Origin of the sequence: Paracoccus sp. (in: a-proteobacteria) (assembly GCF_032007265.1) — a bacterium.
Classification (GTDB): domain Bacteria; phylum Pseudomonadota; class Alphaproteobacteria; order Rhodobacterales; family Rhodobacteraceae; genus Paracoccus.
On sequence record NZ_DALZMB010000023.1, the window covers coordinates 1 to 15,396 of the forward strand.

Consider the following 15,396-nt stretch of genomic DNA (forward strand, 5'->3'; position numbering starts at 1 on the left):
GGCGACCGGTGCCAGATCCTGCCCCAAAAGCACAATATCCGAGGCGACCCGTGCCGCATCCAGCGCCGATGCGGGCGAAATGGCGACATCCGCTGCGGCAAGGGCGGCGGTGTCATTCAGCCCATCGCCAACCATCAAGACATGTGCGCCCTGCGCGCGAAGCGCGGTGATTTTATCGGCCTTTTCAACCGGGGTGACGCTGGAACTCCAGTCATCGATCCCCAAACGCGCGGCGGTTTGAGCAACCGCGCCCTCGCCGTCTCCCGATAAAAGCACGATCTTGCGACCCGAGGCAGAGATGGCGCGAATGCATTCCTCGGCGCCGGGGCGCAGCCGGTCGTCAAAGCGCAGCGCAATGACCGGTCCCGTGCCAAGGCGCAGATAGGTTGCGGCGCTGGTGATGCCCTGAACGGCCCCCGCCTCGGCCCCGACCCAGTCAGGCCGACCCAGCCGCAAGCGCTGGCCATTGAAATCGGCCTCGATGCCAAAGCCCGATTGCTCGCGGATGTGTTCAAGCGTCGCGGGCTGGGTTTCCGCCTCGCGCAGTCGCGTGGCGATCGCGCGCGACAGCGGATGGTTCGACCCATGAGCCAGGGCCAGAACCGCCGGGCGCAACTCTGGGGGCAATGGATCCAGCGATGCCAGTTCGGGCATGCCAAGTGTCAGCGTTCCCGTCTTGTCAAAGACCACGCAATCGACCTCGGCCAGCCGCTCAAGTGCGGTGCCGTCCTTGATCAGCAAGCCCTTGCGAAACAGCCGCCCCGAGGCCGCGGTGACGACCGCAGGAACAGCCAGACCAAGCGCACAGGGACAGGTGATGATCAAGACAGCCGCCGCGATATTGACCGCAAGCCGCAGATCCCCTGACCACCACAGCCAGAACAGAAAGCTAGAAAAGGCAAGAATATGAACCACCGGCGTATAAAAACCCGAGGCTTTCTGCGCCAGCGTCGTATATCGTCCCCGCGCCGTTTCCGCAGCGGCGACCAGTTCGGCCAAGCGCGAAAGCGAGCTGTCACGCCCCGCAGCCGTCACGCTTAATGTCAAAGGTCCGGTCAGATTGACCTCGCCCGCCGAAAGCTCATCCCCCGGTCCGGCCACGACAGGAATGCTTTCGCCCGTCAAAAGCGAGCGGTCAATTTCGCTGTGGCCCTGGGTGACGCGCCCATCGGTCGGCACGCGCCCGCCGGGCCTGACCAAAACCAGATCACCGGGGTGCAGTTCGGCCACCGCCACGACTTCTTCGCCATCAGCAGTCAACCGGGTGGCGCGTGGAACCTCTAATGCGGTCAGCTCTTGCGCCGCCGAGCGCGCCACCGCACGCGCGCGGTTATCCAGATAGCGCCCGATCAGCAGAAAAAAGCAAAGTGAGACAACGCCGTCAAAATAGGCATGCGGCCCAGAATGAATAACCTCGTAAACCGAAATCCCGCTGGCCAGAATAAGCGCCAAAGAGATCGGGAAATCCATGCCAAGGCGCCCGTGTTTAAGCCCACGCAACGCGCTGGCGAAAAAGGGCTGGCCGGCAAAGGCCACGGTCGGCAGCGCAATTGCGGCCGAAATCCAGTGAAACATGTCGCGCGTCGCCGCATCGGCGCCCGACCAGACCGCGACAGACAAGATCATGACATTCATCATGGCAAAGCCCGCAACGCCAAGACGCATCAGCAGATTGCGCCCCTCGCGGTCGGCGGTCGTGGCGCTAAGCGCCGAAGGGTCCAGGTCGTGGGCCTCATAGCCCACCGCCTCGATCACGGGGATCAGATCAGCTGCCTCAAGGCCCGGCGCATCAACCATGACACGGCGCAAGGTCAGGTTAACGCGAGCCTGCCGGACGCCGGGGTGACGATCAAGCGCGCGCTCGACATCCGAGATACAGGCCGCGCAGTGAATGCCCGGCAAGGACAAGATGATGTCGCCGCGGCGCTGATTTTGCTCGGAGATACGCATCGCCAAAGGGGCAACATCGCAGGCCGGGCAAGCCGATAGGCGCGGGGCAAAACTCTGCGCGGTCACATCGGTCATGTTATTTCACCACTGCTCCTTGGTAATGATCAAGGCGCTGACGGAATAGCGTGCCGTCTTTGGCGCGTGCGCTTAGATGGATGTTCCAATTGCCCGCCGCCAGCGCAACGGGGCTGCTGTAGATACCGCGATGATAGGTGAAATGCGGGCTTTGATCATCACGGACATGGGTGGGGCGACCGATTGTAACTTGCAGATCATCGACCTCGACCGCCGCACCCGCCGCATCCTGAATTGCGATGGACAAAATGCCATCGCTGTAATCAGGGGTGACATGCCAGTTCAGGGCCTCTTGGGCGGCGCGGTCGCGGTCAAAGCTTTGCGAAGCGACATAGCTGTTTTTCACCTCCAGCCCCGGAAAGGTCGCGATTGCATTGAAAGCCATGTAAAGATTGACCGCAATGATCACGCCAAACGCCGCGATCGTGATCGCAAGAACATGCTTTCCCGTCAGCTCGCGCGTCATTTCTTTTCCTTTCCGTGAAAGACCGTGCCGACTGAGGCGCGGGTTTTATCAGTAATATCCTCGACCCAAAGCGTGATATTGCTGCGCTCGGTCGCCGCCAGTGCCGAACCCGGCGCCGCGGTCAAATAGATGCGCTGGGTCTGGGTCGCATCGGATGCCACCACCAAACGATCCGCCGCCTGCCCTTCCATGGCAAGGGTGACATCGGGCAATGGCGCCCCATTGCCATCCGTGACCGCCAAGGCAAACTCATGCGCATCGCCCCGCTTATTGCGCAGGCGCATCTCATAGCTGTTGCGGATCGAGCCATCCGACATGGTCACGAAAAGCGGGTTGCGCACCGGCGTCACGTTCAGATCAAAAGGAGAGCGCATGAACAGCGCCACCACCAATGCCACGCCGATACCCGCCCAAAGCGTGAAGTAAAGCAGCGTGCGCGGGCGCAGCACATGGCGCAAAAGCGGCTTGGGCGGCTGGCCCGCGCGCTCGGATTGCTCGTCTTGCAGGGCCATATAGTCAATCAGCCCGCGCGGCTTGCCCACCTTGTCCATGACTTCGTCACAGGCATCGATACACAAAGCGCAAGTGATGCATTCCAATTGCTGCCCATCGCGGATGTCGATCCCCATCGGACAAACGTTGACGCAGGCCATGCAATCAATGCAATCGCCCTTAAGCGAGGGGGCAGACTGTGCCTCATCACCCTTGTGGATTTTACCGCGTGGCTCTCCGCGCCAGTCACGGTAGGCGACGGTCAGCGTGCTTTCATCCATCATTGCCGCCTGAATGCGCGGCCAGGGGCAGGCATAGATGCAGATCTGCTCGCGCATGAAGCCGCCAAAGACAAAGGTGGTCGCGGTCAGAATGGCGATGGTCGTATAGGCGACCGGATGGGCAGTGCCGGTCAAAAGGTTGTGCAAAAGCGTCGGCGCATCCGTGAAGTAAAACACCCAAGCCCCGCCGGTCAGAATGGCGATCAGCAACCAGACCGCCCATTTGGTCAGACGCAGCCGGATCTTGCGCGCATCCCATTTCGCGTTCCACAAGCGCACACGGGCGTTGCGGTCCCCCTCGATCCAGCGCTCGGTCTGGATGAAAAGATCGGTCCAGACGGTTTGCGGACAGGCATAACCACACCAAACACGTCCATAGGCCGAGGTGAACAGAAACAGCCCCAGCCCCGCCATGATCAAAAGGCCTGCGATGAAGTAAAATTCATGCGGCCAGATTTCGATCATGAAAAAGAAAAAGCGCCGGTTCGCAATATCGACCAGCACGGCCTGATCAGGCATATTCGGGCCACGGTCCCAGCGCAGCCAGGGCGTGATATAATAGATCGCCAGGGCAACCGCCATGATCGCCCATTTCAGGTTTCGGAACTTGCCGCTGACCCGCCGAGGAAAGATCGGTTCGCGCGCCTGGTATAGGACCGGCGGCTCGATTTCGGGCGATGACATCTTGGCTCTCCTTGTTCGCAGCTCCAAGCTACCCCCATCAGCGTGACGGCACCTTGACCTGCATCAGATTTGCTAAAGAGCATTTATCCCGCTCAGACAGGAACCGGCATGGGCCGGATTGTCGCAGCAATCGAACAAGTCATTGTAATAAATAAAAATAAAGCACCAGCCCCCCGGAAATGCGCGAACAGGACGAGGGCTGGTGCTATCTGCTGCGTTGCCGCCGCAGATCTTGATCAGTCAAGGTAGGGCGAATTTATTCGCCGCCACCCAGACTATGGACATAGCTTGAAACGGCACGAATATCGGCTTCGGACAGACGGTCATGCCAGGCCGGCATCACGCCAAAGGGCCCCTGAGCGACAATGCGGGTCAGCGTGGCTTTGTCATCGCCGTATAGCCAGACCGCATCAGTCAGATTGGGGGCGCCCTGTGCACGGTCGCCGGTGCCGTCCTCGGCGTGGCAGGCAGCACAGTTATCGGCATAGATCGCTGCACCAGCAGCCGACTTGCCTGCATCATGGGGCAATTTGCCAAGTGCCATGACATATTCGACCACTTCGTCGATCTGCTGCTTTTCAAGAAGCCCGTCCGTGCCAAAGCGCGGCATCTCGGAGTAACGGGTATCGGGATCCGAGGGGCTGCGAATACCATGCTGAACGGTGGTGTAGATCTCCTCGATCGTACCGCCCCACAGCCAGTCGTTATCCAGCAAGTTGGCATAGCCCGGCGCACCCGCCGCACCCGATCCGTGACATTGCGCGCACCAGGTCCGGAAGATCGCCGAACCCGCATTGGCAGTGTAATTCACCAGATCGGGGTCTTTTGCGATCTGATCGATCGGGGTTTCCACCAGCTTGGCCTGAATGGGCGCATTGGCTTGGTTGAACTTCTCGATCTCGGCCGCGACCTCTTTGCGCGGCGAGTAATCCAGCACCCCCGGCGTATTGCCCGAGATCAGCGGAAAGGCGGGATAGGCCACGACATAAAACAGTGCCCAGACGATGGTGGCGTAAAACACCCATAGCCACCAACGCGGCAAAGGATTGTCATATTCCCGAATTCCGTCCCATTCATGGCCGGTCGAGGGAACCTCGACCTTTTCGCGACGGCCCTTGGCGTTGCGTACCACACGGGTTTCACGCGGGGCATCGAGCCGGCTATCTTTGGCGGCTTTGTGGTTTTCGTCATGATCGGCCATCACTTGACCTCCATCTCGCCCGCTTGGGCGGGGTTCTTTTCGTTGCGAAAGATGCTTTCGGCTGCATCCTGATGCAGGCTGCGCGAGCCGGGGCGCCAGGCGAAAAGCGCCACCCCGACAAAGAACAGCGTCAGCATCAAAAGCACCCAGCTGTCAGCCAATTCACGCAAGAAGCTGTAGGTATCCATTTTGCCCCCCTTACCGCGCCGGGTCCGGCTGGAAGGTCGAGAAATCGACCATCGTGCCCATGACCTGCAGATAGGCGATCAGCGCATCCATCTCGGAGATCCCGGGACGACGATCAAAGTTGCGCTGCTCGGCACCCGGATAGCGCTCGATCAATCCCGAGGCATCGCGATCTGGATCGGCTTGTGCGCGGAAATCCTCGACCGCGGCATCGATCATCTCGACGCTATAGGGAACACCGACGCGGCTGTCGGCCAAAAGGCGATCACCCATATTCGAGGGCTCGACCTTGCGGTTGGTCAAGAAGCCATATTTCGGCATGATCGATTCCGGCACGACCGATTGCGGATCGGTCAGGTGGTCAAAGTGCCATTCATCCGAATAGCGCCCGCCCACACGTGCCAGATCCGGGCCGGTCCGCTTCGAGCCCCACTGGAAGGGATGGTCATACATCGATTCCGCCGCAAGGCTGTAATGACCATAGCGTTCGACCTCGTCGCGCATCGGACGGATCATCTGGCTGTGGCAGGTATAGCAACCCTCGCGAATATAGATGTCGCGACCCTTCAGCTCGAGCGGGGTATAGGGGCGCACCCCCTCGACCTTCTCGATGGTGTTTTCCAGATAGAACAAAGGTGCGATCTGGACGATGCCGCCGATGGTCACGACAAGGAACGAGAACACCAACAGCAAGGTTGCGTTCTTTTCCAGGATCTTGTGCTTTTCAAGAATGGCCATGATCCGTTCCTTTTACTCAGCCGGGACAGCGATGATGGTGGACAGCGATTTGGGCTGTTTGGCGACCGTGGCCCACAGGTTATAGGCCATGATGATGCCGCCCAGCAGGTAAAGCGTGCCACCCAGGCCGCGCACCACGTTCATGGCGAACTTGGCCTGAACCGTGTCAGCGAATGCGTTGACCAAGAAGCCTTGGGCATCAACTTCGCGCCACATCAGCCCTTCCATGATCCCCGAAACCCACATCGAGGCCGCGTAAAGCACCAGCCCGATGGTCGCGAGCCAGAAGTGCCAGCTGACCAGTTGCAGCGAGTAAAGCCGCTCACGACCCCACAGGCGCGGCGTCAGATAGTAAAGCGCGCCAAAGGTGATCATGCCGTTCCAGCCCAAAGCGCCGGAATGGACGTGGCCGATGGTCCAGTCGGTATAATGCGACAGCGAGTTCACGGCCTTGATCGACATCATCGGACCCTCGAAGGTCGCCATGCCGTAAAAGCCCACCGCGACAACCATCATGCGGATGATCGGATCGGTGCGCAGCTTGTCCCATGCGCCCGAAAGCGTCATCAGACCGTTGATCATGCCGCCCCAGCTGGGCATCCACAGCATGATCGAGAAGACCATGCCCAGTGTCGCCGCCCATTCGGGAAGCGCAGTATAGTGCAGGTGGTGCGGACCCGCCCAGATATACATGAAGATCAAAGCCCAGAAGTGGATGATCGACAGCTTGTAGCTATAGACCGGGCGCCCTGCCTGTTTGGGAATGAAGTAATACATCATCCCAAGGAAGCCCGCCGTCAGGAAAAAGCCCACAGCGTTATGGCCGTACCACCACTGCGTCATCGCATCCTGCACGCCGCCAAACAGCTGCACCGATTTCGACCCGAAAACCGAGACCGGAACCGAAAGGTTGTTGATGATATGCAGCATCGCGATCGTCACGATGAAGGCGAGATAGAACCAGTTCGCCACATAGATATGGGGCTCGCGGCGTTTCATCACCGTGCCAAGGAAGACCGCAAGATAGGCGACCCAGACAACGACCAGCCACCAGTCGACATACCATTCCGGCTCGGCATATTCCTTGGACTGGGTGGCGCCCAGGATATAGCCCGTCGCAGCCAGTACGATGAACAGGTTATAGCCCCAGAACACGAACCAGGCCATATTGCCGCCCCAAAGGCGCGCGGCCGAGGTCCGCTGGACGACATAGAACGAAGTGGCGATCAGGGCGTTACCCCCGAATGCAAAAATCACCGCAGAGGTGTGAAGGGGACGCAGCTTGCCGAAGTTCGTGTAACCCTGAGCAAATTCGCTTAGGTTCAACGCCGGAAAGGCCAACTGAAAGGCGATGACCACGCCGACCAAAAAGCCAACAACACCCCAGAAGGTGGTGGCGATCACGCCCGCGCGGATGACATCATCCATATATTCGGTTTCCGGATGCGGTTCGAGGCCGGGCTGCTCGTTCCCGGTCTGGCGCAACACGCGAATAAAGGCGACGGCTGCAACCAGCATCACGATGATTGCGTTGACCAAATAGGCCGGGTCGTCCGGACGTGCAAAATTGGCGGCGATTGCGGCCAGTACCGCGATCACGCCAAGCACGATCAGCTTGATGGTGTCCCACATGAGTTTAAAGTCCCTTCGTCTATGCTCGGCACGGCCGACACCCGCGCCAACACCAAGGGCAGGTGCGGACAGGGGTCCGATATTAGCAATTAGGCCCGCGGTCGCCGATAGCGCCTTGATCTGGGTCAAGGTTTCGCGATTTCACGACGCTATCGTGAAAAAACAGCGGCGCTATGGAAAGCTGATCGAAATCAACGCGGCATCCGGGGCCAGCGCGCAGTCTGTGCCCCGACGATCTGCCCTCACGCCTCCTGAAAGGAATAATCATGGGCTATAAATCCATTCTGACAATCCTGACCGAGACGGGTCAGAAAGCGCAGCTTGATGCCGCAATCGCCATCGCCCGGCGCGAGGATGCGCATCTTGATGTCTTTTGCCTTGGCGTCGATCACACCCAAAGCGGCTATTACTATGCCGGGGCGTCGGCCTATGTCTTTCAGGAAGCCATCGACAAGGCCATGAGCGCGGCCAGCGAGCTGGAGGACAAGGTCCGTGCCTATCTTGAGGGCAAGGATATGCGCTGGTCGATCGATTCTGCCGTGGCCCAAGTCGGCGGCCTGTCGACGCTGATTGCAATGAAAGCGCGCTTTTCGGATCTGGTGGTGCTGGGCCGCCCCTATGATCGTGAGATTTCCCAAGATGGCGAGGCCCTGACCGAGGCATCACTCTTTGAGGGCAGCGCCCCGGTGCTGATCGTGCCGGGCGAAATCGGCGAAACCTTTGGCCAGCGCATTCTTGTGGCCTGGAACCAGTCCAGTGAGGCGCTAATCGCGGTTCGTCGCGCCATGCCCTTCCTGCAGGCCGCCGAAGCGGTCGAAGTCACTGTCATCGACCCCTCTCCCCACAGCCCCGAGGGATCAGACCCCGGATCGGCGCTTTGCCAGATGTTGACCCGTCAGGGCGTGCGCGCCGAAGTGGCCGTTTTGGCCCGCACCATGCCCAAGATCAGCGAAATCATTGCGCGCCGCGCGACTGAAATTGGCGCTGATATGATTGTCATGGGCGCTTATGGCCATTCGCGCTTTCGTCAGGCGATCCTGGGTGGCGCCACGCGCAATATGCTGGAGGCCGCGAATATTCCGGTGTTCATGGCGCGCTAAGGCAGGCGCCCTAGAATTAAGGCAGGGGGATCACGGTGCCCAGCGATCGCGCGAATTGAAACCGCGCGATCTGAAATCAGGGGGCATATCTTGGCTGGCACCGCCCTGCTCTGCCCCACAACCCTAGGCGTCCGCAGGCGCGCTTAGATCAGCGGACCGCCATCGGCGTCATCACCGCTTTCCTCGGCAAGCGTCTGAAATGACGGGATAACGATCTCGCGCTTGCCGATCATTTCGATGACGCCGTCTTTGCGCAACGCCGTCAATTGGCGGCTGACGGTTTCCAGCGTCAGCCCCAGATAATCCGCCATCGCCTCGCGCGTCAGCGGCAAAAGAACGGTCATCCGGCCGCAGGGCTTGACCTTGTTCAACGCGGCTTCGCGCCGACATAAGATCGCCAGAAGTGAGGCGATTTTCTCGCGCGCGGATTTGCGCCCCAAAAGCAGCAGCCATTCGCGGGCCGCATCCAGCTCGTCCAGGGTCATCTCAAGCAGGCGCGTCGATAGTCGTGGCGTTTCCTCTAGCAATTGCTCAAAAGGTTTGCGCCGGAAGCAGCATAGCAACAGGTCCGTAGTCGCGGTCACCGTATAGCTTGCACGCTCGCGCCCGGGACGGCCCAGAAAATCGCTTGGCAGCAAAAGCCCCACCATCTGAGTGCGGCCATCCTCAAGCGTCTGCGTCAGCGTCGCCACCCCTGACACCACCGAAGCCACGAATTCCATCCGGTCCCCGGCCCAGGTCACAACCTGTCCCGCCTGATAGCTGCGATAAAGTTTCGCATCCTCGAGAATTGCCAGTTCTTCCGCCTCGCAATGCGCACAAACCGCACGGTAGCGGATCGGGCAATCTTCACAGGCGGCTTGAGACGCCAAAAAGGCAACGTCGTTGGGCATTTGATTTGACCTGTGTCAAGGATTGTTCGCTTAATTTGGCGAAGATACGCCTATGGATACGAAATCACAACTTGAGCAATTGGGACTCTTTGACGCGCGTGCGCCGCGCTATACGAGTTACCCCACCGCACCGCATTTTACCCCGGCGATCGGTTCAGATAAATTTTCAAGCTGGATCAATGCGATACCAGCCAATTCCTCGATTTCACTCTACCTCCACGTGCCTTTTTGTCGCAGGCTCTGCTGGTTCTGCGCCTGTCGCACGCAAGGCACACAAAGCGAGGCGCCGGTACGCGCCTATGCAGAAATGCTTTTGCAAGAGATCAAACTTCTGAAATCGCGACTTGCCCCGGGCATTCGCCTGTCACGTTTGCACTGGGGGGGCGGCACGCCGACGCTTTTACCACCCGATCTGATCCGCAAGCTTGCCCACGCAGTCTTGACGGCATTTCCACTCGAGGAAGGGGCCGAATTCTCGGTTGAAATCGACCCAAACGAAATTGACGAGGCACGGATGAATGCCTTGGCCGAGGCTGGCCTGACGCGCGCCAGTATCGGCGTGCAGGATTTCGATCCGGAAATCCAAAAGATCATCGGGCGCGATCAAAGCTTTGAACTGACCGCTGCCGCCGTCAAAATGATCCGTGCCTGCGGCATTCGCAGCGTGAATGCCGACATCCTTTTTGGCCTGCCCGGTCAGGATCGCACCAAGATTTCGCAAACGGTGCAAAAGCTTTTGGCCCTTTCTCCGGATCGGGTCGCGCTTTACGGCTATGCCCATGTGCCGTGGATGGCACGCCGTCAGGTGATGATCCCCGCACAATTGCTGCCCGAGCCCAAAGAGCGTTTGCAGCTATTCGCCACCGCACGCGATCTGTTTTTGGCCGATGGCTTCGAGGAAATCGGCATCGATCATTTTGCCCGTCCAGGGGATGGGCTGGCACAGGCGCAAGCCAAGGGTCAGCTGAGGCGCAACTTTCAGGGCTATACCGATGATCGGGCGCAAGCGCTAATCGGGCTCGGGGCGTCATCGATCTCGCGGTTCACACAAGGCTATGCCCAAAACGCCCCGGCGACGGGCGCGCATATGGCCGCGATCCGGCAGGGCCGGTTTTCGGTATCGCGGGGCCATGAGTTCACGACCGAGGATCGCTGGCGCGCGCGGATGATCGAGGCACTGATGTGTGATTTTGCCATTAGCGCTGCTGAGATGCGCAGAGATTTCGGCCTGACCGCAGATCAGCTTGTGCAGATCTTTGCCCCAGTCAAAGCGCGCTTTGACCAGATGATCGAGCTGGACGAGGAAGGGCTGCGCATTCCGCCGCAATCACGCCCCCTGACCCGCTTGATTGCGCAAAGCTTTGATGCCTATTCCAGCGCCGCTGCCGGGGGCTATTCCGCAGCGATTTGACGTTAAAGCGCGCCCCGGGGGTCGAAACCTGAGGGGCGCGCAGAATTGCTTTTGGTTCTTAATGTGCCTGCGCCCAATTGGCACCGGTTCCCGCATCCACCACCAGCGGCACCGACAGCTTGACTGCAGGATCGGGCGCATTTTCCATGATGTCGCGAGCAATCCGGATCAGATCCTCGACCGCGCCCTCATCTGCCTCAAAGACCAATTCGTCATGAACCTGAAGCAGCATTTTCACAGGCAGATCGCGAATGGCATCAGGCATGCGCACCATGGCACGACGGATAATATCTGCAGCCGCCCCCTGAATTGGCGCGTTGATGGCAGCACGTTTGGCGCCCCCCGCAGCTGGCCCTGATGTATTGATCCCCGGCGTCATGATCCGGCGTCCAAACAGCGTGCGGACATAGCCGTCGCGCTTGGCATCCTCGACCGTGCGATCCATATAGGCCCGAATTTCCGGGAAACGCTGGAAATAGGTGTCGATGAACGCCTGCGCCTCGGCGCGCGGAATCCGCAGGTTTCGTGCCAGGCCAAAGCCGGAAATCCCGTAGATCACGCCAAAGTTGATGGCTTTCGCACGACGACGGATCATCGGGTCCATCCCCTCGACAGGCACGCCAAACATCTGACTTGCTGTCATGGCGTGAATGTCGATCCCCTCGCGGAAGGCCTGTTTCAGCGCCGGAATATCGGCAACATGGGCCAGAATGCGCAGCTCGATCTGGCTATAGTCCAGGCTGACGATCTTGCGGCCCTCGGGGGCAATAAAGGCCTCGCGGATGCGGCGGCCCTCATCGGTGCGAACCGGGATATTTTGCAGGTTCGGATCGGTCGAGGCCAGACGCCCGGTCTGTGCGCCAGTAATCGAATAGGATGTGTGCACCCGCCGGGTTTCAGGGCTGACATGGGTTTGCAGCGCATCTGTATAGGTCGATTTCAGCTTTGAAATCTGGCGCCAATCCAGCACGCGCGCGGGCAGATCATGCCCTTCGGCGGCCAAATCCTCCAGCACATCGGCGCTGGTCGAATAGGCGCCGGTCTTGCCCTGCTTGCCACCCTGAAGGCTCATTTTATCAAATAGAATCTCGCCCAGCTGTTTGGGAGAGCCGACATTGAATTTTTCCCCTGCAAGCGTGTGGATCTCGTCCTCGAGCTGGGCCATCTTTTGCGAAAACGCATTCGACATCCGCGCAAGGTGATCGGTATCGACCTTGATCCCGGCCATTTCCATATCCGCCAGAACCGGAATCATCGGCAGCTCTAGCGTGCGATAGGCGGTCATCACGGCATTGGGGGCAAGCAAGGGGCGGAAGTATTGCCACAAACGCCAGGTGACTTCGGCATCCTCGCCCGCATAGGCCAAGGCCTTGTCGATCGGCACTTGTGCAAAGGTGATCTGGCTTTTGCCCGAACCAATCAAATCCTTGATCGGAATGCATTTGTGATCCAGATGGGCCTCGGCCAAAGCATCCATTCCGTGGCCAATGCCGCCGCCCGCATTCAGGGCAAATGACATCAGCATCGTATCTTCAAGCGGTGCCATGCGAATGGGCACGCCCCCCAGATATTTCACGCCGTGGCGGGCCAGAATCTTCCAGTCATATTTGATATTTTGGCCAATTTTCAGAACTGCGCCATCTTCCAGCATCGGCTTGAGCAGGCTTAAAGCCTCGGAAACCGGCATCTGGCCTTCGCTCACTTGCCTGGAGGTGAACAGATCTTGCGTGCCATCCACATGCCCAAGCGGCACATAGGCCGCGCGGCCCGCGCCAATGCACAACGAGATGCCGACCAGATCGGCCTCCATCTCATCCAGCCCGGTCGTTTCCGTATCAATCGCAACCATGCCAAGGGCAGTGATTTCGTCAATCCAGGCGCTAAGCGTGGCCGCATCGCGGATCAGCACATAGCCGTCGGTTGAAATCGCAGGCAGCTTCGGCGCTGCCTGCGGCGTGGCGGGCGCAACCGCTGCTGGCGTGATCTTTACCGCTGGCGCCTCGGCACCAAAGCGATCAGCCACACGATTGACCAGGGTGCGGAATTCCATTTCGCTTAGAAAATCCAGCAATTCCTGATGATTGGGCTCTTTAACCTCGAGGCTTTCCAGCGTGAATTCCACCGGGGTATCGCAATCGAGCTGCACCAGCTGCTTCGAGATGCGGATCTGCTCGGCATGATCGATCAAGACTTGGCGCCGCTTGGGCTGTTTGATCTCGCCCGCACGCGCCAACAGGGTTTCCAGATCGCCATATTCATTGATCAGCAGCGCGGCCGTTTTGATGCCGATGCCTGGCGCACCGGGCACGTTGTCGACCGCATCCCCAGCCAGTGCCTGAATATCAACAACCCGGTCGGGGCCGACGCCGAATTTCTCGAACACTTCATCAGGACCGATGGTCTTGTTCTTCATAGGGTCCAGCATGTCCACGCCATCGCCGATCAACTGCATCAGATCCTTGTCCGAGCTGATGATCGTGGCGGTCCCCCCTGCGGCGCGCGCCTGACAGGCCAGCGTGGCAATGATGTCATCAGCCTCGTAAAATTCCTGCTCGATACAGGCGATGTTAAAGGCGCGGGTCGCGGCACGGGTCAGCGGAAACTGCGGGCGCAGGTCTTCGGGCAGCTCTGGGCGGTTGGCTTTGTATTCGGGATAGATGTCATTGCGGAAGGTTTTAGAGGAATGGTCAAAAACCACCGCCGCATGGGTCGGCGCATCCGCCCCACTCGCATCCTGGATATATTTCCACAGCATGTTGCAAAAGCCCGCGACCGCGCCGATCGGCAAGCCATCGGATTTGCGCGTCAGGGGCGGCAAGGCGTGATAGGCGCGAAAGATGAAGGCCGAGCCGTCGATCAGATGAAGATGGCTGCCCTTACCGAATTGGCCCTCGGTTTTGGCGTCATTGATCTTGGTCATGGTCGGTCCTTTCGATTGGCCCCTGTTCTGCCACGATAGGGCCAACGGGCCAAGCCCTTGCAGGCTGCCTTAGGCGGGCCGTGCAGGTGCCGGGAACAGAAAAAGCCCGCGCCGGGGCGCAGGCCGATGCAATGGCAATCTTGCCGCTTTGATCAGCGCTTGCGCCTAGTGATCGTCATGGGCATGGGCGCGGTCGATCTCAAACCGCTTGTCGCAGTAGCCACATTCGACAAAGCCGCTGTCCTGGGGGATGACCAGCCAGACACGCGGATGTCCCAGCCCCATGCTTTGATCACCATCACAGGCGACCTTCCAGGAGGTGACGGTCTGGATTTCGGGTGCCGGAAGTGTCATGGCGATTCCTTGAGCTTTGACGCAAAACGAGGTTTAACCTTTATCGCAATCATAGACAGAGCCAGATGCCGATGCCAGCCCCTCTCCGCCCGAACGCGATCCAGATTACAAACCTGTCCAAGACCTATGCCACTTCGGGCTCGGCGCCGCCCAAACATGCGCTGAAAGGGCTTAATCTGACAATTCCGGCGGGCAGCATCTTTGGCCTTTTGGGGCCAAATGGTGCTGGAAAATCGACCACGATCAATATCTTGGCTGGGCTGGTCAATAAAACTGCGGGCAAGGTCGTGATCCAGGGCTTTGATCAGGATGTAAACCCTCGCCAATCGCGCGCATCGATCGGGATCATGCCGCAAGAGCTGAACATCGACCCGTTCTTTACGCCCCGCGCCAGCCTGGAGGTGCAGGCCGGCCTTTACGGCGTTCCCAAATCCGAGCGCTGGACAGATGAGCTGCTAGAGCTGGTGGGCTTGAGCGATCAGGCCGAAAGCTATTCGCGCCATCTGTCGGGCGGGATGAAACGGCGGCTGTTGCTGGCAAAAGCGCTGGTGCATCGGCCGCGCATTCTGGTTCTGGACGAGCCGACCGCCGGGGTCGATATCGGGTTGCGTGAAATGCTTTGGGCCAATGTGCGCAAGCTGAACCAATCGGGCATGACGATCATTCTGACCACCCATTACCTCGAAGAGGCCGAGGATATGTGTGATCAGATTGCGATCATCGACCGGGGCGAGCTGATCGTTTGCGAAGAGACTGCGACCATTCTGGGGCGCGCGGATTCCAAATCGCTGATTCTGGACACAGGCGAGGACCTGCGTCTGCCCGCCCTGCCCGAGGCCGTGCGTGCCGAACGGCGTGCGGATGGAAGGCTGGTGCTAAGCTATGCACCATCGCAGCTGCGCGCAGATGTGTTGATTGACGCAGTCCGCTCGGTCGGGCTGCCCATTCTGGATGTGGCGACGGAAAGCCCGGATCTGGAAGATGTGTTTTTGCGGCTGACCGCGCGCTGAGAT

Annotated in this window: 13 protein-coding genes; 3 read left to right on the forward strand and 10 right to left on the reverse strand. The window is 59.5% G+C overall.

Annotation, left to right across the window (positions count from 1 at the left end; translation table 11 throughout):
• The 7 genes from RTS12_RS07040 to ccoN form a co-directional block, all read right to left on the reverse strand.
• Nucleotides 1-2,025 (reverse strand): heavy metal translocating P-type ATPase (locus RTS12_RS07040; RefSeq protein WP_312526851.1); only part of this gene is annotated, 2,025 nt, incomplete at its 3' end.
• Between the two features lies 1 nt (nucleotide 2,026).
• Nucleotides 2,027-2,491, reverse strand: a complete 465-nt coding sequence (locus RTS12_RS07045; RefSeq protein WP_312526853.1) for a FixH family protein — start codon at nucleotides 2,489-2,491, stop codon at nucleotides 2,027-2,029.
• Nucleotides 2,488-3,948 carry a cytochrome c oxidase accessory protein CcoG gene (gene ccoG / locus RTS12_RS07050; protein WP_312526855.1) on the reverse strand — a complete coding sequence of 487 codons (1,461 nt, stop codon included), beginning with the start codon at nucleotides 3,946-3,948 and terminating at the stop codon, nucleotides 2,488-2,490. Before ccoG ends, RTS12_RS07045 begins: the two co-directional genes overlap by 4 nt.
• A 256-nt stretch (nucleotides 3,949-4,204) precedes the next feature.
• Complete coding sequence (gene ccoP, locus RTS12_RS07055; RefSeq protein WP_312526857.1) at nucleotides 4,205-5,149, reverse strand: cytochrome-c oxidase, cbb3-type subunit III; 945 nt, start codon at nucleotides 5,147-5,149, stop codon at nucleotides 4,205-4,207.
• Entirely contained in the window at nucleotides 5,149-5,337 is a 189-nt protein-coding gene (locus RTS12_RS07060) for a cbb3-type cytochrome c oxidase subunit 3 (protein WP_312526859.1), read from the reverse strand. Before RTS12_RS07060 ends, ccoP begins: the two co-directional genes overlap by 1 nt.
• Before the next feature lie 10 nt (nucleotides 5,338-5,347).
• The gene (gene ccoO, locus RTS12_RS07065) at nucleotides 5,348-6,073 is read right to left on the reverse strand and encodes a cytochrome-c oxidase, cbb3-type subunit II (RefSeq protein ID WP_312526861.1); all 726 of its coding nucleotides are present in this window, start codon (nucleotides 6,071-6,073) and stop codon (nucleotides 5,348-5,350) included.
• A gap of 12 nt (nucleotides 6,074-6,085) precedes the next feature.
• The gene (ccoN, locus tag RTS12_RS07070; protein WP_312526863.1) at nucleotides 6,086-7,705 is read right to left on the reverse strand and encodes a cytochrome-c oxidase, cbb3-type subunit I; all 1,620 of its coding nucleotides are present in this window, start codon (nucleotides 7,703-7,705) and stop codon (nucleotides 6,086-6,088) included.
• A 266-nt stretch (nucleotides 7,706-7,971) separates the two neighbouring features.
• On the opposite strand from ccoN, the gene RTS12_RS07075 reads away from it, so the two are divergent.
• Nucleotides 7,972-8,805 (forward strand): universal stress protein, encoded by an 834-nt coding sequence (locus RTS12_RS07075; RefSeq protein WP_312526865.1) that lies wholly within the window; start codon nucleotides 7,972-7,974, stop codon nucleotides 8,803-8,805.
• 143 nt (nucleotides 8,806-8,948) lie between these two features.
• Here RTS12_RS07075 and fnrL read toward each other — a convergent pair whose 3' ends face one another.
• Nucleotides 8,949-9,698 carry a transcriptional regulator FnrL gene (gene fnrL / locus RTS12_RS07080; RefSeq protein ID WP_312526867.1) on the reverse strand — a complete coding sequence of 250 codons (750 nt, stop codon included), beginning with the start codon at nucleotides 9,696-9,698 and terminating at the stop codon, nucleotides 8,949-8,951.
• A gap of 52 nt (nucleotides 9,699-9,750) precedes the next feature.
• Here fnrL and hemN point away from each other — a divergent pair, with 52 nt between their 5' ends.
• The gene (hemN, locus tag RTS12_RS07085) at nucleotides 9,751-11,109 is read left to right on the forward strand and encodes an oxygen-independent coproporphyrinogen III oxidase (RefSeq protein WP_312526869.1); all 1,359 of its coding nucleotides are present in this window, start codon (nucleotides 9,751-9,753) and stop codon (nucleotides 11,107-11,109) included.
• Between the two features lie 58 nt (nucleotides 11,110-11,167).
• On the opposite strand, the gene polA is transcribed toward hemN, so the two are convergent.
• Nucleotides 11,168-14,029, reverse strand: coding sequence for a DNA polymerase I (polA, locus tag RTS12_RS07090; protein WP_312526870.1), 2,862 nt, complete (start codon nucleotides 14,027-14,029; stop codon nucleotides 11,168-11,170).
• A 165-nt stretch (nucleotides 14,030-14,194) separates the two neighbouring features.
• The gene (locus RTS12_RS07095) at nucleotides 14,195-14,383 is read right to left on the reverse strand and encodes a zinc-finger domain-containing protein (protein ID WP_312526872.1); all 189 of its coding nucleotides are present in this window, start codon (nucleotides 14,381-14,383) and stop codon (nucleotides 14,195-14,197) included.
• A 71-nt stretch (nucleotides 14,384-14,454) separates the two neighbouring features.
• On the opposite strand from RTS12_RS07095, the gene RTS12_RS07100 reads away from it, so the two are divergent.
• Entirely contained in the window at nucleotides 14,455-15,393 is a 939-nt protein-coding gene (locus RTS12_RS07100; RefSeq protein ID WP_312526874.1) for an ABC transporter ATP-binding protein, read from the forward strand.
• Nucleotides 15,394-15,396: the final 3 nt, after the last annotated feature.

What these genes read in the sequence shown, in the direction of transcription:
- RTS12_RS07060 (WP_312526859.1), bottom strand. Translation starts at nt 5,337, where the DNA reads ATGGATACCTACAGCTTCTTGCGTGAATTGGCTGACAGCTGGGTGCTT.
- ccoP (WP_312526857.1), bottom strand. Translation starts at nt 5,149, where the DNA reads ATGGCCGATCATGACGAAAACCACAAAGCCGCCAAAGATAGCCGGCTC.
- fnrL (WP_312526867.1), bottom strand. Translation starts at nt 9,698, where the DNA reads ATGCCCAACGACGTTGCCTTTTTGGCGTCTCAAGCCGCCTGTGAAGAT.
- RTS12_RS07075 (WP_312526865.1), top strand. Translation starts at nt 7,972, where the DNA reads ATGGGCTATAAATCCATTCTGACAATCCTGACCGAGACGGGTCAGAAA.
- ccoG (WP_312526855.1), bottom strand. Translation starts at nt 3,948, where the DNA reads ATGTCATCGCCCGAAATCGAGCCGCCGGTCCTATACCAGGCGCGCGAA.
- RTS12_RS07095 (WP_312526872.1), bottom strand. Translation starts at nt 14,383, where the DNA reads ATGACACTTCCGGCACCCGAAATCCAGACCGTCACCTCCTGGAAGGTC.
- RTS12_RS07100 (WP_312526874.1), top strand. Translation starts at nt 14,455, where the DNA reads ATGCCAGCCCCTCTCCGCCCGAACGCGATCCAGATTACAAACCTGTCC.
- ccoN (WP_312526863.1), bottom strand. Translation starts at nt 7,705, where the DNA reads ATGTGGGACACCATCAAGCTGATCGTGCTTGGCGTGATCGCGGTACTG.
- RTS12_RS07045 (WP_312526853.1), bottom strand. Translation starts at nt 2,491, where the DNA reads ATGACGCGCGAGCTGACGGGAAAGCATGTTCTTGCGATCACGATCGCG.
- polA (WP_312526870.1), bottom strand. Translation starts at nt 14,029, where the DNA reads ATGACCAAGATCAATGACGCCAAAACCGAGGGCCAATTCGGTAAGGGC.
- ccoO (WP_312526861.1), bottom strand. Translation starts at nt 6,073, where the DNA reads ATGGCCATTCTTGAAAAGCACAAGATCCTGGAAAAGAACGCAACCTTG.
- hemN (WP_312526869.1), top strand. Translation starts at nt 9,751, where the DNA reads ATGGATACGAAATCACAACTTGAGCAATTGGGACTCTTTGACGCGCGT.